Source organism: Lacisediminimonas sp. (assembly GCF_030645335.1).
GTDB lineage: Bacteria > Pseudomonadota > Gammaproteobacteria > Burkholderiales > Burkholderiaceae_D > Lacisediminimonas.
In genome coordinates this window covers 1-15,746 of the sequence record NZ_JAUSNH010000186.1, presented here as the reverse complement: position 1 = coordinate 15,746, position 15,746 = coordinate 1, and the positions used below count along the sequence as shown (strand labels likewise).

The following is a 15,746-nucleotide window of genomic DNA, read 5'->3' as shown; positions in this document are numbered from 1 at the left end:
CGCACGCCGGGCCAGGAAGCCTCCTTGGTCGGAATGATCTTGATGCCGTATTTCTTGTCGAAGCCCAGCACCGACGCCATCACCACGGAGGCGCAATCAGTCAAGGGAATGAATCCGACCTTGACCTCGGTCTTTTCGGGCTTGTCCGAACCGGCGGCCCACACCCCCCGGGTAGCCAGGCCGCCGAATGCGGCTGCAGTCACGGAAGCGCCGGCCTTGATCAGGCTGCGGCGAGTGGAGCTTGGCTTGCTGTCCTTGACTGTCATTTTTCTCATCCTGTTTGGCGTGCTGCCGTAAAAAGAAAATCATCCGGGCCGACGCTGGCAGGCAATGCCGCTTGTGGCATGCACGTCGCCGTCTGCGGTTCGCGCCTGCATTGGCCACGAAGGCGTGGTCAATACGCCAACGTCGGCGTATTCTTTCTAATTGCAATTGGTATGCCAGCCGCCGGAGAGCATTACGCGTGCTGCATGGCTGCGCGTGCAAGCTGGCGGGGCACGCACCGGGTCTGCTCGCGACATGCAGGGGCATTCATCGTGCGTACGCACTGTTATGGAGCGAGAGCCGGATCGGCATGCCTTCGCGCCGTGATGGCGTTTCACCAACAGGCGCTGCGCGCATTGCACTTGATGTTCGCATCGGACTGCTTCATCGTGGCGCAACAGGCGGACGGCGGATCGACCGGATCGCGTGAGCACGGCGCGCTTCCTTTACAATGTCGCTTTGCAAGCAGCTGGCCCCACTCCCCTACCCTTCCCCCGTTCAATGAGAGTCCTCGGCGTCGAATCCTCCTGTGACGAGACCGGCATTGCGCTGTATGACAGCGAACGCGGGCTGCTTGGTCATGCGCTGCATTCCCAGGTGGCGATGCATGAGGCCTATGGCGGCGTGGTGCCGGAACTGGCGTCGCGCGACCATGTGCGTCGTGCGCTGCCGTTGCTGGAGCAGGTGCTGCGTCAAAGCGATGTATCCCTGGACAGCATCGACGCCATCGGCTACACCGAAGGCCCCGGGCTGGCGGGCGCGCTGCTGGTCGGCGCGGCAGTGGCCTGCGGGCTGGGCATGGCGCTCGACAAGCCGGTACTGGGCATTCATCACCTGGAAGGCCACTTGCTATCGCCGCTGCTGTCGGCTGCGCCGCCGAAATTTCCGTTCGTCGCGCTGCTGGTATCGGGCGGCCATACGCAATTGATGCGGGTCGATGGCGTCGGTCAGTACACGCTGTTGGGCGAGACCGTCGACGATGCGGCAGGCGAAGCATTCGACAAGTCAGCCAAGCTGCTCGGCCTGGGCTACCCCGGCGGCCCGGCCATCTCGCGGCTGGCAGAGTTCGGCGATCCCGGCGTCTACACACTGCCGCGGCCGATGCTGCATTCTGGCGACCTCAATTTCAGCTTCTCGGGCCTAAAGACCGCCGTGCTGACTTTGGTAAAAAACCGGATCACCAATATCTGCGAGCAGGACCGTGCAAACGTTGCGCGCGCGTTTGTCGATGCCATCGTCGCCGTGCTGGTGGCCAAGTCGGTCACCGCGATGAAGCAGACCGGACTGCAGCGCCTGGTCATCGCCGGCGGTGTCGGCGCCAACCGGCAACTGCGCGAAGCGCTCGACGCGGCTGGCGCCAAACGGCGCTTCAAGGTCTACTACCCCGAGCTTGAGTTTTGCACCGACAATGGCGCGATGATCGCTTTTGCGGCCGCCATGCGACTGCAGCGCCATCCGGATGCGGCGCGGCGCGAATATGGCTTTACGGTGCGGCCGCGCTGGCCGCTGGACGAATTGCGCTGACGTATGGCGCCGGTGGCCAGCATCGATGCCGGCCACTCTTCTGGCCACCGCAAGACTTGAATGGCCTTGGCTTGTCCTGCGCGCAAATGCCCGCCAGAATGGCAATCGGTTTATCGCTGCAGCGTCTACATCAAGCGCACGCTTCTACCCTGTCACGGAAAATCAACCGGTAAAGCATGGACACCATACAGATCGTCGCCACCGTCATTTTCGCCATTGCCTTACTGCACACGTTCCTGACCAAATCATTCGGGCGCCTGGCTGACCGGCATCCGAAGCACGCCGGGCTGTTCCATCTGCTGGGCGAAGTCGAAGTCGTGTTCGGCTTCTGGGCCTTCGTGCTGATCTCGGCCATGGCCCTGATCGACGGCGGCGCCGACGCCATCGAGTACATGGAGTCGCGGCAATACACCGAACCCCTGTTCGTGTTCGTCGTGATGGTTGTGGCCGCTTCCAGGCCGGTATTGGATTCGGTGCGGAAACTGGTGGGCATGCTGGCGAAGCTGGCTCCCGTTGATACTGCCGTTGCGCAGATTTGGCTCTGTTTCGCACTGGTGCCGCTGATCGGCTCGTTCATCACTGAGCCGGCCGCCATGACACTGGCCGCCCTGATGCTGGCGCCACTGGTGTTTCGCCAGCGCGCGCCCGAGTGGCTCAAGTACGGTGCATTGGGCGTCCTGTTCGTCAATATTTCAATTGGCGGCACCCTGACTTCCTTTGCGGCGCCGCCGGTCCTGATGGTGGCCGCAACCTGGAACTGGGACACGGCATTCATGGCGGCCAACTTTGGCTGGAAGTCGGCTATTGCTGTCGTCATCAATGCCAGTGTCATTACCGTACTGCTGGCGCGCCACATGGAGCGCAATGACCAAACCGCCGCCGCTGACGACGCCGCGCCGGTGCCGCTGGTGGTCAGTGCGATTCACTTGATATTCCTGGCAGGGGTGGTGGTGTTTGCGCACCACCCGGTGGTGTTCATTGGCGTGTTCCTGTTCTTCCTGGGCTTCACCAAAGCCTACGAGGACTTCCAGAGTCCGTTGATACTGAAGGAAGGATTGCTGGTTGGATTTTTCCTGGCCGGACTGGTGGTCCTGGGCGGATTACAGCAATGGTGGCTGCAGCCGATCATCTCCGGACTGGAACCGGCAGCGCTGTTTTTCGGCGCGCTGGGATTGACGGCAATTACCGACAATGCCGCGCTGACTTACCTGGGGTCGCTGATCGAGGGCATGTCCGACCAGGCGAAGTACATGCTGGTCGCGGGTGCTGTGGCGGGCGGTGGCTTGACTGTCATCGCCAATGCCCCCAACCCGGCCGGCGTCGCCTTGCTCAGGAGCGGCTTCAATGATGAATCGATTGGCCTGGGCGGCCTGCTGCTTGGCGCACTGCTACCGACCGTGGTGGCGGCGGCGTTCCTGTTTCTGCTGTAGTGTCGGCGCGAGTGGACTGCACCGCGCGGATGCCTTGCGAGCGAACGGTCTTACTTCTTGCCGCCGACTTTCTTGCCACCGATCCTGCTTTCCTTGCCGGCCACCAGGTTGGCGATATTTTGCCGGTGGCGATATAGCAGCAATGCACTCATGATCACCACCGCCAGCAGCTGGATGTCGGTACCGAACAGCAGCCCGTAGTAGAACGGCGCAAACACGCTGGCCACCACCGCCGCGAACGATGAATAGCGGAATGCATAGGCAATCACGACCCAGGTCACCATGGTCGCCAGCCCCAGCCAGGGATTGATGCCAAGCAGCACGCCAAGTGCGGTGGCGACGCCCTTGCCGCCCTTGAAACGGAAAAATATCGGGAACAGGTGGCCCAGGAATACCGCCAGCGACACTGCAGCTATGCCGGATTCCTCGACCCCGAATTGCGGCCCCAACCGGATCGCCAGCCACACGGCAAACCAGCCCTTCAGGCAATCCCCGAGCAAGGTCGCTGCCGCCGCCACCTTGTTACCGCTGCGAAGCACATTGGTTGCGCCCGGATTTTTCGAGCCATAGGTCCGGGGATCGGCGATGCCGCAAAGCCGGCTGACGACGACGGCAAACGAGACCGATCCGATCAGGTACGCCACCAGCACAAACCAGACGACATTCATCGCATTCATTGCACTCATCGAACTCATTGCTCACTCCCTGGAACGTCGTTATTTTTATGCCGGCAATGCGCACGACACCGCGGTGGATGACAGCAGCGGTGGCAACACTGAAGGATCAATGCCGACCAGGTAACCGCGGCGTCCGCCATTGATGTAAATCTTGTCCAGCGCCAGGATCGACGCTTCCACATACACCGGCATGCGCTTCTTCGTACCGAACGGCGAGGTGCCGCCGAGCAGGTAGCCGGAATGACGGGTGGCCACCTCGGGCTTGCACGGCTCCACCGACTTCACACCGATCTGGCGCGCCAGGTTTTTGGTCGACACCGTGCAATCGCCATGCATCAACACGATAAGTGGCCTTGCCGCATCGTCCTGCATGACCAGGGTCTTGACCACGCTGTGTTCATCGACCCCGAGTTCGCGCGCCGATACGCTGGTGCCACCGTGCTCCTCATAAGGATACGGATGTTCGGTGAATGCAATTCCCTTATTGCGCAAGAATTGGGTCGCAGGTGTTTCCGAAATGTGCTTTGCCATGCGCTGTCGTTTGCTGCTTGTCGTTTTCTGTCAATCGGTTGACTGTGGGTGAGCATCACTGCCGGTCGCTGGAAGTGCCCTGGCCCCGGCCTTTCAACGCCCCGCATTATGCCGCATCCACAGGCCGGATCATCCGCGCGGATGGTGTTGCGCATGCAATTTCTTGAGCCGCTCGCGCGCCACATGGGTATAGATCTGGGTGGTCGAGATATCGGCATGCCCGAGCAGCAACTGCACCACCCGCAAGTCGGCCCCGTGATTGAGCAAGTGGGTGGCAAACGCATGGCGCAGGGTGTGCGGTGACAACGGCGCATTGATTCCCGCCAGCAGCGCATATTTCTTGATCAGCACCCAGAACATCTGGCGTGTCATGGCGCCGCCGCGCGCGGTCACGAACAGTGCATCGGCGACTTGCTGGCCGAGGATCTCGCCGCGCGCATCCTTCATGTAGCGATCGATCCAGCTGCGCGCTTCCTCGCCAAACGGCACCAGCCGCGTCTTGTTGCCCTTGCCGGTAATGCGCAACACGCCCTCGTTCATGCCCAGCTCGACCGATTTCAGATTAACCAGTTCGGACACCCGCAGGCCGCTGGCATACATCAGTTCCAGCATGGTGCGGTCGCGCAGTCCCAGCGGCAGGTGGGTGTCGGGTGCGCCCAGCAGCGACTCGACCTGCGATTCGCTGAGTGTCTTGGGAAAGCGCGGCGGCTGTTTGGCAGCCCGGATGCGCAAGCAGGGATCTGCGCTGATCCGGTTCTGGCGCAAGGCCATCTGGTAGAAACGGCGCAATACGGCCAGCCGGCGATTGGACGAAGTCGCCTTGCTGGTCGCGTGGCGTGCCGCAAGGTAGGCGTTCACATCGTCAGCGCCGGCGGTGTGCAAGCCGGCCGCGCGTTCCCGCTGCAACCATTCGGCAAACAGGCGCAGGTCGCGGCGGTAGGCTTCCAGCGTGTTTTTCGACAGGCCGTCTTCCAGCCACAAGGTATCGCAGAACTCATCGATCTCGGCCTGGCCAGCCTGCGGCAGGCTGGTCATTGCGGAATGCCCGCACCCTCATGTGCCAGCAGCCAGCGCTTTACACCGAGCGCAAAGCCGTCCGGGTCGGCCGAATGGGCAAAGCCGCCCAGTGCACCGGATGCCGTCACCCGATGGCAGGGAATCACCAGCGGAAACCAGTTCGCGCCGCAGGCCTGGCCAACTGCGCGCGGTGCGGTCTGCAGCATCCGGGCTACCTGCGCGTAAGTCAGCAAGCCCCCGCGCGGTATGGCGGCAATGACTTGCCACACCCGCTTCTGGAAAGCGGTACCGGCTGGCGCCAGCGGCAGCGTGAAGCGAAAGTCGGGATCGGAAAAATAAGACTGCAATTGCAAAGCGGTGCGCTCGGCAAGCGGATTTTCCGGGGATTTTTCATTGAAACCTGCCGGCAGGTAAACCAGTTCGCGCAGGGCGTCGCCTTCGGTGCGGATACCGACCGCACCGAAGGGCGCACTGACGATGGCAGAGAAAATCTGGCCGCCTTGGGCCGGGCTGGGATTTTGCATTCGGCAAGCATAGCAAAACCGCCGCCGGTGCGGCAGGAATACCGCGCCGCTGATCGCTGGCGGCGACCGCGCCTGCAACACCTTTATCGGGAACCCAGCGCCGCTGCCTCCTTGTTCACGGCGCTGATTACATCGCCGCCGATACGCTCTGCCATTTGCTTTTGCACCGGCAGCAGCACACGCCGCCATTCCGCTTTTTGCTGGGGCGTCAGCACATGCACCGTCGTCATGCCGGACTTGCGTACAGCGTCCAGCGCCCGGTCGTTCTCCTGCTGGGCTATGGCGTTGGCATATTTGGTCGAATCCTTCATCGCCTGTTGCAACTGGACGCGCACTTCCGGCGGCAAGCCTTCCCAGAACTTCTTGTTGGCGATCACGGCATAGCCCAGGTAGCCGTGATTCGACAATGTCACGTGCTTCTGGACCTCATGCATTTTCATCGTGTAGAGATTGGACGGCGGATTTTCAGTGCCGTCCACCGCGCCGTTCTGCAGCGCCCTGAACACTTCGGAAAACGCCATTGCCTGCGGAATGGCGCCGAGTGCGCGCATCTGGGCCTCCAGCACCTTGGATGACTGGATGCGCATGCGCATGCCATTGAAGTCCGCCGGCACCCGCATCGGCCGGTTCGAGGACATCACCTTGAAGCCATTGTCCCAGTAGGCCAGGCCGACAATCCCCTTGGGTTCGAGCTTGTTGAACAGGCTCTTGCCGATCGGGCCTTCGGTCACGCGATACAGCACGTCGCGGGTCGGGAATATATAGGGCAGGTCAAACAGCTCGAACTCCTTGATGCCCAGCGCGCCGAACTTGGCCAGCGAAGGCGCCAGCATCTGCACCGAGCCCAACTGCAGGGCTTCGAGCTCTTCCTTGTCCTTGTACAGCACGCTGTTGGGGTAAAGTTCGACCTTGACCCGTCCCTTGGTATATTTTTCGGCAAGTTCCTTGAAGCGTTCAGCACCCTTGCCTTTCGGGGTGTCGCTGGCCACGACATGACTGAATTTCAATACGATGGGCGACTGCGCGAGGGCGCTGGTGGAAGAGGCGGCGGCCAGTATCAGTGCGAGCAGGAATTTGCAACGAGTCATCTGGAACTCCACGGCTTTTGAGGGGTGCCCATTGTCATTAATTGTTTTATTGATAACAAGTGTGGACATCCGCAGTGGATGGCGCACAACAGAATTGCCCTCCGGCACCAGCCACGGATTTGGTCCGGTGTTTGCTGCGTTTCGTTTTCCCGCACATTGATGCATGCGACTTTTCGTAGCCCTTCAGTCTTACACTGCGTCTCATGAAACTTGACTTCAGGCGCTCCCTCGCCACCTTGGGCGGCCGCCGCAATTTGTGGCGCTGGCTATTGCCATTGCTGCTGTTGCTGATGTTCTTCGGCACGCTGCTCTGGTTGCCATGGCAGGCGCAGAAAATGGAGGCCACAGAACGGCGCGAGCAATTGATCGCCGACACGCTGTGGGTCGAGCAAACCATCCGCTTCCAGTTGAGCCGCAACGAAGAAAGCGTGCGCCTGCTGGCCGACGACATGCTTGCCGGCCGCCTGAACGACACGCAGTGGCGCGAGCGGGTCGAGGTATTGCTGCGCAACAGCCGCGAATTGCGCCGCCTGGTATGGCTGGATGAAGACGGCGAGGTCCGGCTTTCCTCCGACGGCATGTCGTCCGCCGATTTGTCGGCGCAGTCGCTGGCGGGGGGCGCAAGCGCCCGCAAATCACGGCGCGCGGAGTACAGCACGCCAGCGCCGCAGCCCGGACTGTCCGCGCCGATGCTGCTCGACTATCACCAGCCCTTGTTTCGCGGCGGCCGTTATGCGGGCAGCCTGGTGGCCAGTTATCCGACCCTGAACCTGCTGGACGAACTGGTGCCGTGGTGGTTCGCCCAGGACAATGAAATCGCGCTGGTCGACAGCGACGACGTGGTGGTGGACAAGCGCGTCGCCGGCGGCCCCGGGCGCAATGTGTACACCCATACCCGCGCACTCGACCTGCCCGGCGTGAACCTCAGCTTGCGCACCAACAGCCTCAAAGGTGTACCCGGATTGCTGCCCAACTTGCTGGTGGCCTCGGTGATTGCGCTCTCACTCGGGCTGGCCTGGAGCCTGGCTGCGCTATGGCGCGACATCAACCGCCGGCTGGCGGCGGAGGGCGCCTTGCGACAACAGGTTTCGTTTCGCACCGCGATGGAAAATTCGCTGCTGACTGGATTGCGCGCACGCGACCTGGAAGGGCGCATCACCTATGTCAATCCCGCATTCTGCGAGATGGTGGGGCTGCCGGCGTCCGAGCTGGTGGGCAAGCGTCCGCCGATGCCGTATTGGCCGCCGGAAGCGCTGGGGGAATACCAGGACCGATTCACCCAGGTGCTGGCCGGCCATGTGACGCCGCAACTGGAGACGGTATTCCAGCGCACCGATGGCGAGCGCTTTCCGGTGCTGGTATTTGAATCGCCGCTGATGGACGGCGGACGGCAGACCGGATGGATGGGATCGATCCTGGACATCTCCGAATTGCGCCGCGTGGAAAGCCTATCCCGGCAACAACAGGAAAAACTGCAAGCCAGCGCGCGCCTGGCCAGCATGGGCGAGCTCGCCTCGACGCTGGCGCATGAATTGAACCAGCCGCTGGCCGCCATTTCGAGTTACACCACCGGTGCGCTCAACCTGCTTGACCACGGTGTGCCGCCTGATCCGGCGCCCTTGCGCGACGCCATCGGCAAGGCCAACCAGCAGGCGCAGCGCGCCGGACACATCATTCGCAGCGTGCGCGCATTCGTCAAAAAGCGTGAGCCGGCGCGCGAGGAAGTCGATCTCGGCCGGCTGGTGGAAAGCCTGCTGCCGCTGATCGAATTACAAGCGCGCAAGTCGTATGTCTCGATCAGGGTGAACGCCGAACCGGACCTGCCACTGGTGCCGGCCGACAGTGTGATGCTGGAGCAAGTCTTGCTGAACCTGACCCGCAACGGCATTGAAGCGATGCAGGATGTCGCCGCCGAACGGCGCAGCCTGCGCGTAGTGATCCGGCGCGACCGCGCCGCCGACACGCCAGCCGTCGAAGTGCAGGTGATCGACCGCGGCCACGGCATACCCGACGAGGTCGCCGAGCGCTTGTTCTCGCCGTTTTTCTCGACCAAGGCGGAAGGCATGGGAATGGGGCTCAATATTTGCCGCACCGTGGTGGAGTCGCATGGCGGCACGCTCACGCATGCCGCCAATCCCGGTGGCGGTACCGTGTTCCGGTTTTCGATACCGTCACCGGCTGTGGCCGTACAGCGCGTGACGCCGGTCAGGACTTCACAGGCGTAGTGTTGTCAGCGCCGGAACGTGCCATGACCTGCCTGCCCTGCGGTGAATCCCATTCAACCACCTGGTTGATGTTCCTGGTATTGAGGCGCACCTCTTTCAGCTTGGCGATACCCTTGACATCAATTACGACCGTGGTCAGCAATTCAAAGCTGCCCACCATTGCCAGGGGCCTGGCTTCCATCGTGCCGAATACCTTCGCCTTGTCCACATAGGCAAGCGCATGGCAGGATAGGCTGAACGATCCGTCACGAGCAGGCTTGATGGTATAGGTGCATCTTGGTAGCGTGCTGGGTACGAGAACTTGCCCACTGGCGTCCTTGATGCATCCGATCTGATTGACTTCCGCTGCCATGCGCACCATCAGCCTTTGATTGCAGAGATGGGCGAGCATCTTTTTCTGCGGGTCGCTGTTGCAGACGTTGAAATCATTTTCGTGCTGCATCAGCTTGTTTGTCTCACCATCCACGAAGACAATTTTCGTCGTACCCGACGCCATTTCCCGCAGCAGTGCAAGGGGCAGGTCGCTCGGACCTTGCGAACTACTGTTTCCATTGCCATCCATCCCGTCCTTCGACGGCCGGCAGACATCGGCAAACACAGCCTCGAATTTCTGTTCGCGCCCGGCGAGCAACGAATAGTTGCGCAACCGCACGTTGGTGCCCTGGATACGCGCTGCATTGCAGAGCGCGCCCAGTACCTGCATGCCCCTGTCCTTCAAGGTCAATGCGGTCTTGTCCAGAACAAGCCCGACTGATTGACCGGGTTGCCCCATCGCGGCGAGCAGGAAGCCGCGTGCCTGTGCGCGATACGCGACGTTCACCTTTGCCGTCAGTGCCGTGGCAATCAGGTTGGCGAGTACCACACTGATGTCGTCGCTTGACGATTTTTCCTGCAGGCGGCGATACTGGACCTCTCCCACCAATTCGCCCAGCATGGCAAGCATCGGGCCTGGCAAGCCAGATGCAGTCACGCCATCCTGCAGGTCGATGGACCCAAAAAATACGGATGCAGCGCCAGCACAGGCGCCAGCGATCGCCACCGGGTCCATCGCCGACGCCTTCAGCCCGCCGGCCAGGAAGTCGGCGGCCGGCGCAAATGTGTCGGCGCCAGCCGCACAAAAGCGCTCCAACCACGCGTCGGGCATGCAGGCGGGCGTGAACAACGCATGCAGAGGCGCGGCTTTCACTTTCTGTTCGAGATCGGCAAATTCACGGTCACGAATCTTGCCCTCTTTGCGCAACAAGCCTGCGGCAGTCTTCGTCCTTGGGCTGGGCGTCGCTTTTAGTTCGCGAGGTGAATCTGCGCGCGCGCCAACCGGCGACTGCAAGCTGGAGGAGAAATTGCTGTCCCCGGGCGGCGCATCGTTGCCCGTTCCCCTGGGCGATGACGAGGGCGTGACGTCCTTGCGAACCGGCGCGGCATACGGCGAGCGCGGCGAACCAGCCAGCTCCCGCGCACTGCGCACTTCGGCCGTGGCAGCCGATGGGGATGCCGATGGGGATGCGGCCAGCTTCAATGGAGGAACGATGGCGCGCAATGCGGGCTTAACGGGCATGGCGCCTGCACTGTTGCTCTTTGCGGGGCCTTCCTTTGCCATTTTTTCGATTTCCGACCAGCACTTCAGCATCCCTGCAATTTTTGCGTAGCCACGTGGCTTGAGAACGGGTGTTTTGTTGCCGGGTGCTTGTACGCTACGGTCGATCGCTTGCCTCGTGCTTGATCCGGTGGGGGAAAAATTCGAGTCTTGAACTGGTTTTGTTTTATTCATGGTGACTTCCTGAAAGCTTCTGGGGGGAATGACGATTGAAGGGGTTAAACTGCTGGCTTGAGTAGCTCGCCAGGCCCGGCTCAGTACCCCGGCCCTGCAATCGGTTCCTGCCTGATGAGGCCCAATTCAATTCCTGGGACACACGCGACAAGATGCTCCACATCGTTGACGACGAAGAAGTAATCCGCGACGCCCTGTCCTGGCTGGCGCGCACGCGTGGCATTCCCGCAACCGCCTATCCCGGTGCAGAGGCCTTCCTGCAGGCGCTGGAGACGCTGCATTTCGACCCTGCGGGCGACTGCCTGCTGCTCGACATCCGCATGCCAGTGATGTCCGGCGTCGCCTTGTTCGATGCGCTGGTCGGGCGCGAACTGGTCGGGCGCATACCGGTAATTTTCCTGACCGGCCATGGCGACGTGCCGCTGGCGGTAGACAGCATCAAGCGCGGCGCATTCGATTTCTTCGAGAAACCGTTCAATGACAACGCGCTGATGGATCGCGTGCAACAAGCGCTGGCCGCTTCGCAGGCAGGCAGCATCTCGGCGCAAGTGCAGGCACGACTGGCGGGCTTGTCGGCCCGCGAGCGCGAAGTGCTGGACCTGATCCTGGAAGGCAACATGAACAAGGTGATTGCCGACAAGCTGGGCATCAGCATGCGCACGGTGGAGGTCCACCGCGCACATATTTTCGACAAGATGAACGTGAAGACTGCGGTGGAGCTGGCGCGCCTGCTGAAGTGATGCGGGCCCGCATTGACTGGCGACCAGCGGGCCGTCGACAGATATGCAAACCCCCGGCAAACGGCCGGCAAGCATTGATCAGCCGATACCAGGCCATCGGTACGGCCAGCCCTTCGGGTAACATGTCGCCTTCGCCAGCCTGATCGCACCGCATGTCCATCGTCACCATCCTGTTCCCCGACTTCGCCATGATCCTGCTTGGCGTGCTGCTGGTGCGCTATACAAAGTGGGGGGACCATTTCTGGGCCGGCCTGGAAAAGCTGGTCTATTTCGTCCTGTTCCCGACCCTGCTGTTCTACTCGACCTCGCGCAGCCCGCTCGACTTTGTCAGCGCCGGCAAGATGCTGCAAGTGGCGCTGGCCGCCTTGCTGTGCACGATTGCGCTGAGCTGGCTGGCCAAGCGCCTGTTCAATAGCGGGCCGATGGTGTTCGAGTCCGGCATGCAGACCGCCTTTCGCTTCAATAGCTATATCGCGCTGGCGCTGGCCTACCGGCTGGGCGGCGACCAGGCCACCTCGCTGATGGCGCTGATCATGGGATTTTCCATCCCCATCTGCAATATGGCGGCGGTGCATGCGCTGGTGCGCGGCAGCGGTGGCGGCGGCCTGTTCAAGGAGCTGGCGCGCAATCCGCTGCTGATCGCCACCGCCAGCGGCGTGTTGTTCAACGCCGCCGGACTGCAATTGCCGGAAGTGGTGGCCATTACCCTGGCGCGGGTAGGCAATGCGTCAATCGCACTGGGCTTGCTGCTGGTCGGCGCAGGCTTGCGCCTGACCGGGCTGCACGAAGCAAAGGCAATGGCGGCCTACTTCCTGCTGCTCAAGCATGTGGCTTACCCGGCGATCGGACTATTGCTGGGACAGTGGGCCGGGCTGACCGGGCTGCAGTTGCAGATCGTCGTCATCTTTTGCGCGCTTCCCACCGCAGCCAGTGCGTATGTACTGGCCACGCGCATGGGCGGCAATGGTCCGTTCGTGGCGTTCCTGGTGTCGGCCAGCACCTTGTTGTCGGCATTCACACTGCCTTTCTGGTTGCTGGCGACGCAGTAGAGTCCCGGTCGCGCAATCTCGTGCGCGTCGTTCAGCCGCTGCTGGCGTCGGCCGCATGCCGGGCCAGCGCCCACGCCACATGCTCACGCACCAGTGCCGACGGATGCGCCAGCCGCACGTGCAGCGCCGCCAGTATCTCGGGCGCACCGTGCAATGCACCACCGGCCGCATTGCCCAGGCCAACGGCGATATTGCGCAGCCAGCGCTCGTGGCCGATGCGGCGGATCGCGCTGCCTTCCAGGCGACTGTTGAAGTCGTCCTCGCTCCAGCCAAACAGCTCGACCAGGCTGGCACTGTCCAGGCCATTGCGCACGTCGAATTCAGACAACACGGCGCGCGCGGCGAACTTGTTCCACGGACAAGCAAGCTGGCAATCATCACAGCCCAATACCCGGTTGCCAATCAAGGGCCGCAAGTCCAGCGGTATGCTGCCCTTGAGCTCGATCGTCAGGTAGGAAATGCAACGGCGCGCATCCAGCAGATAGGGGCCCAGGATGGCCTGGGTCGGACAGACGTCGATGCAGGCGCTGCACTGGCCGCAATGATTGCTGGCCGGCGCATCGACCGGCAGGGGCAAGTCGGTGAATATCTCGCCGAGGAAGAACATCGAGCCGGCCTCGCGGCTGAGCAACAGCGTGTGCTTGCCGCGCCAGCCCAGGCCGGATTTCTCCGCCAGCGCCACTTCCAGCACCGGCGCCGAGTCGGTGAATACGCGCCAGCCGGTCTGGCTGCCTGCAAGACCCACTTCGTGCTCGATCTTTTTTGCCAGCTGCTGCAGGCGCTGGCGCATGGTCTTGTGATAATCGCGGCCGCGGGCGTAGACCGACACCACCGCCGCGCCGGGCTGGTCCAGGCGGGCTTGCTCTTGCGAACGCCAGTCGTCGCCGGCCGCAGCCGGCAGGTAGTCCATCCGCGCGGCAAGCACCCGCAGCGTTCCCGGCACCAGTTCCTGCGGCCGGGTGCGCTTGCTGCCATGCGCTGCCATATAATCCATCTCACCGTGATAGCCAGCGGCGAGCCAGGCGGCAAAGCCCGGTTCCCGCGCCGACAGGTCAATGTCGGCGATGCGCAATTCGGCAAAGCCGAGCGCGCGCGCCCAGGCCTTGATGCGCAATGCCAGCGCAGGCAAGTCCGGTGCTGGCTGCGCTGCGGACTGTGGCTGGGACGGCGCTGGATCTTGCTGGACAGGCACGATATTTTTTCCTTGGGCAGAGAACCATTTTACGCAATGCGCCAATTGACGTTTCACTTACCTGACGAGAGCGCCACGCAAGAACTCGGCGCGGCCTTGGCCAAAGTGCTCGCGCCCGGCCTATTGTTTTACCTGCACGGCGAGCTTGGCGCCGGCAAGACCGCGCTGGTGCGCGCCATGCTGCATGCCGCCGGACACGCCGGCCACGTGCGCAGTCCAACCTACACGCTGGCTGAACCCTATACGGTACAGATCGGCGGCAAGCCGGTCGACGTGATCCACTTTGACCTGTACCGGATGTCGAGCCCGGAAGAGTTCCTCGACGCCGGATTCCGCGATTATTTCAACCACCAGACCATATGCCTGGTCGAATGGCCCGAAAAAGGCGAGGCAGTGTTACCGCCAGCCGACATCGATGTCTTTCTGCAAGTCGCTGGCACGGGGCGTGAGGTAGAATTGAAGGCGTTGTCCGACCAGGGTGTTCAATGTCTCGACCGTCTGCACACCGCTCCTCGCTGAATCCCCGTTCCCGTCGCACCGTCCTCAAGGCCGGCGCCACCCTTCTACTCTCCGTGTTTGCCCCACCGGCAGCGCAAGCTGCCCAGATACTGGCGGTACGCGTATGGCCGGCGGAAGATTACACCCGCGTCACGCTGGAAAACGACCGCCACCTGAAGACCTCGCATTTCGTCATCAAGGACCCGCTGCGGATGGTGGTCGACATCGACGGCCTCGACCTGAATCCGGAACTCAAAAGCCTGGTCGCCAAGATCACGTCCAACGACCCTTATATCCGCCAGGTGCGCGTGGGGCAGAACCGTCCTGGCGTGGTGCGGCTGGTGTTCGACCTGAAAGAAGAAATCGCGCCGCAAGTGTTCACGCTGGAGCCCGTGGCCGGCTACAAGCATCGCCTGATTTTCGACCTGTATCCGGTCAATCCGCCCGATCCGATCGCAGCCTTGATCGCCAAGGGCGGCTGGAGCAGCGAGCCACCGGCGCAGCAAGCCGCGCCAGCCACCGCGCCCAAGCCGGGCAGTGGCGCCAGCCGGCCGGCCGACCCGGCACTGGCGAAGGCCGCGCCGCGCGAACCGGCCGCGGCCCCGGGCCAGGATCCCATCCAGACTTCGCGCATGGTCACGATTGCGCTCGATCCCGGCCATGGCGGCGAAGATCCGGGCGCGGTCGGACGCCGCGGCAGCCGCGAGAAGGATATCGTGCTGGCGATTGCACGACGGCTAAAGGAGCGCATCGAAGCGCAACCGAACATGCGCGTCATGCTGACCCGCGACGGCGACTATTTCGTCCCGCTGCATGTCCGTGTGCAAAAAGCGCGGCGCGTGCGGGCCGATCTGTTCGTATCGATCCACGCTGACGCCTGGGTAGAACCCACTGCGCGGGGTGCCTCGGTATTCGTACTGTCCGACAAGGGCGCCAGCTCTGCCGCCGCACGCTGGCTGGCCAACAAGGAAAACGCGGCCGACCTGATCGGCGGCGCCAACCTCAAGAAGCACGACCGGCAGTTGGCCAGCGTCCTGCTCGACTTGTCGACCACCGCGCAAATCAATGACAGCCTGAAGCTCGGCCGCGCCGTGCTCAGCGCCATCGGCGGCATCAACCGGCTGCACAAGCCAACGGTGGAACAGGCCGGATTCGCGGTGCTCAAGGCACCGGACATTCCGAGCATCCTGGTGGAGACAGCATTCATCTCCAACCCGGA

Annotated in this window: 16 protein-coding genes; 8 read left to right on the top strand and 8 right to left on the bottom strand. The window is 62.5% G+C overall.

Translation table 11 applies throughout. The features are described 5' to 3' along the window. A partial coding sequence (locus Q7T64_RS13130) for an ABC transporter substrate-binding protein (protein WP_304796391.1) occupies nucleotides 1-266 on the bottom strand: 266 nt, incomplete at its 3' end. 499 nt (nucleotides 267-765) lie between these two features. On the opposite strand from Q7T64_RS13130, the gene tsaD reads away from it, so the two are divergent. Together tsaD and Q7T64_RS13120 are read left to right on the top strand one after the other, a co-directional pair. Beyond that, nucleotides 766-1,788, top strand: a complete 1,023-nt coding sequence (gene tsaD / locus Q7T64_RS13125; RefSeq protein ID WP_304796388.1) for a tRNA (adenosine(37)-N6)-threonylcarbamoyltransferase complex transferase subunit TsaD — start codon at nucleotides 766-768, stop codon at nucleotides 1,786-1,788. 176 nt (nucleotides 1,789-1,964) lie between these two features. Beyond that, the gene (locus tag Q7T64_RS13120; RefSeq protein WP_304796385.1) at nucleotides 1,965-3,218 is read left to right on the top strand and encodes a putative Na+/H+ antiporter; all 1,254 of its coding nucleotides are present in this window, start codon (nucleotides 1,965-1,967) and stop codon (nucleotides 3,216-3,218) included. 50 nt (nucleotides 3,219-3,268) lie between these two features. On the opposite strand, the gene plsY is transcribed toward Q7T64_RS13120, so the two are convergent. From plsY to Q7T64_RS13095, 5 genes are all read right to left on the bottom strand, one after another. Next, entirely contained in the window at nucleotides 3,269-3,886 is a 618-nt protein-coding gene (gene plsY / locus Q7T64_RS13115; RefSeq protein ID WP_304796394.1) for a glycerol-3-phosphate 1-O-acyltransferase PlsY, read from the bottom strand. Between the two features lie 54 nt (nucleotides 3,887-3,940). Further along, on the bottom strand, nucleotides 3,941-4,426 hold the full coding sequence (locus Q7T64_RS13110; protein ID WP_304796381.1) for an aminoacyl-tRNA deacylase: 486 nt from the start codon (nucleotides 4,424-4,426) through the stop codon (nucleotides 3,941-3,943). A gap of 129 nt (nucleotides 4,427-4,555) precedes the next feature. Next, the gene (xerD, locus tag Q7T64_RS13105) at nucleotides 4,556-5,461 is read right to left on the bottom strand and encodes a site-specific tyrosine recombinase XerD (RefSeq protein ID WP_304796378.1); all 906 of its coding nucleotides are present in this window, start codon (nucleotides 5,459-5,461) and stop codon (nucleotides 4,556-4,558) included. Next, nucleotides 5,458-5,967 carry a methylated-DNA--[protein]-cysteine S-methyltransferase gene (locus Q7T64_RS13100; protein ID WP_304796375.1) on the bottom strand — a complete coding sequence of 170 codons (510 nt, stop codon included), beginning with the start codon at nucleotides 5,965-5,967 and terminating at the stop codon, nucleotides 5,458-5,460. The genes xerD and Q7T64_RS13100 overlap by 4 nt, the downstream gene beginning before the upstream one ends. Nucleotides 5,968-6,050: 83 nt before the next feature. Next, entirely contained in the window at nucleotides 6,051-7,055 is a 1,005-nt protein-coding gene (locus tag Q7T64_RS13095) for a TRAP transporter substrate-binding protein (RefSeq protein WP_304796372.1), read from the bottom strand. 203 nt (nucleotides 7,056-7,258) lie between these two features. Between Q7T64_RS13095 and Q7T64_RS13090 the strand changes: the two genes are divergently transcribed. Next, entirely contained in the window at nucleotides 7,259-9,280 is a 2,022-nt protein-coding gene (locus tag Q7T64_RS13090) for a nitrogen regulation protein NR(II) (protein ID WP_304796369.1), read from the top strand. Here the strand turns inward: Q7T64_RS13090 and Q7T64_RS13085 are convergent. Then, the gene (locus Q7T64_RS13085; RefSeq protein ID WP_304796365.1) at nucleotides 9,261-10,214 is read right to left on the bottom strand and encodes a hypothetical protein; all 954 of its coding nucleotides are present in this window, start codon (nucleotides 10,212-10,214) and stop codon (nucleotides 9,261-9,263) included. The genes Q7T64_RS13090 and Q7T64_RS13085 overlap by 20 nt on opposite strands. Nucleotides 10,215-10,422: 208 nt before the next feature. Between Q7T64_RS13085 and Q7T64_RS13080 the strand changes: the two genes are divergently transcribed. The 3 genes from Q7T64_RS13080 (at nucleotide 10,423) to Q7T64_RS13070 (ending at nucleotide 12,837) form a co-directional block, all read left to right on the top strand. Beyond that, nucleotides 10,423-10,926 (top strand): hypothetical protein, encoded by a 504-nt coding sequence (locus Q7T64_RS13080; RefSeq protein WP_304796361.1) that lies wholly within the window; start codon nucleotides 10,423-10,425, stop codon nucleotides 10,924-10,926. Between the two features lie 274 nt (nucleotides 10,927-11,200). Further along, nucleotides 11,201-11,788 carry a response regulator transcription factor gene (locus Q7T64_RS13075; RefSeq protein ID WP_304796356.1) on the top strand — a complete coding sequence of 196 codons (588 nt, stop codon included), beginning with the start codon at nucleotides 11,201-11,203 and terminating at the stop codon, nucleotides 11,786-11,788. A gap of 152 nt (nucleotides 11,789-11,940) precedes the next feature. After that, on the top strand, nucleotides 11,941-12,837 hold the full coding sequence (locus Q7T64_RS13070; RefSeq protein WP_304796351.1) for an AEC family transporter: 897 nt from the start codon (nucleotides 11,941-11,943) through the stop codon (nucleotides 12,835-12,837). Nucleotides 12,838-12,868: 31 nt separating this feature from the next. On the opposite strand, the gene queG is transcribed toward Q7T64_RS13070, so the two are convergent. Further along, entirely contained in the window at nucleotides 12,869-14,029 is a 1,161-nt protein-coding gene (gene queG, locus Q7T64_RS13065) for a tRNA epoxyqueuosine(34) reductase QueG (RefSeq protein WP_304796346.1), read from the bottom strand. Between the two features lie 36 nt (nucleotides 14,030-14,065). Between queG and tsaE the strand changes: the two genes are divergently transcribed. Both tsaE and Q7T64_RS13055 read left to right on the top strand, forming a co-directional pair. After that, a complete protein-coding gene (gene tsaE, locus Q7T64_RS13060) occupies nucleotides 14,066-14,548 on the top strand; it encodes a tRNA (adenosine(37)-N6)-threonylcarbamoyltransferase complex ATPase subunit type 1 TsaE (protein ID WP_304796341.1) in 483 nt (160 codons plus the stop codon). Next, the coding region (locus Q7T64_RS13055; RefSeq protein ID WP_304796336.1) for an N-acetylmuramoyl-L-alanine amidase at nucleotides 14,515-15,746 on the top strand (1,232 nt) is incomplete at its 3' end. The genes tsaE and Q7T64_RS13055, both read left to right, overlap by 34 nt.

What these genes read in the sequence shown, in the direction of transcription:
- tsaD (WP_304796388.1), top strand. Translation starts at nt 766, where the DNA reads ATGAGAGTCCTCGGCGTCGAATCCTCCTGTGACGAGACCGGCATTGCG.
- Q7T64_RS13120 (WP_304796385.1), top strand. Translation starts at nt 1,965, where the DNA reads ATGGACACCATACAGATCGTCGCCACCGTCATTTTCGCCATTGCCTTA.
- plsY (WP_304796394.1), bottom strand. Translation starts at nt 3,886, where the DNA reads ATGAATGTCGTCTGGTTTGTGCTGGTGGCGTACCTGATCGGATCGGTC.
- Q7T64_RS13110 (WP_304796381.1), bottom strand. Translation starts at nt 4,426, where the DNA reads ATGGCAAAGCACATTTCGGAAACACCTGCGACCCAATTCTTGCGCAAT.
- xerD (WP_304796378.1), bottom strand. Translation starts at nt 5,461, where the DNA reads ATGACCAGCCTGCCGCAGGCTGGCCAGGCCGAGATCGATGAGTTCTGC.
- Q7T64_RS13100 (WP_304796375.1), bottom strand. Translation starts at nt 5,967, where the DNA reads ATGCAAAATCCCAGCCCGGCCCAAGGCGGCCAGATTTTCTCTGCCATC.
- Q7T64_RS13095 (WP_304796372.1), bottom strand. Translation starts at nt 7,055, where the DNA reads ATGACTCGTTGCAAATTCCTGCTCGCACTGATACTGGCCGCCGCCTCT.
- Q7T64_RS13090 (WP_304796369.1), top strand. Translation starts at nt 7,259, where the DNA reads ATGAAACTTGACTTCAGGCGCTCCCTCGCCACCTTGGGCGGCCGCCGC.
- Q7T64_RS13085 (WP_304796365.1), bottom strand. Translation starts at nt 10,214, where the DNA reads ATGCTGGGCGAATTGGTGGGAGAGGTCCAGTATCGCCGCCTGCAGGAA.
- Q7T64_RS13080 (WP_304796361.1), top strand. Translation starts at nt 10,423, where the DNA reads ATGCAGGCGGGCGTGAACAACGCATGCAGAGGCGCGGCTTTCACTTTC.
- Q7T64_RS13075 (WP_304796356.1), top strand. Translation starts at nt 11,201, where the DNA reads ATGCTCCACATCGTTGACGACGAAGAAGTAATCCGCGACGCCCTGTCC.
- Q7T64_RS13070 (WP_304796351.1), top strand. Translation starts at nt 11,941, where the DNA reads ATGTCCATCGTCACCATCCTGTTCCCCGACTTCGCCATGATCCTGCTT.
- tsaE (WP_304796341.1), top strand. Translation starts at nt 14,066, where the DNA reads ATGCGCCAATTGACGTTTCACTTACCTGACGAGAGCGCCACGCAAGAA.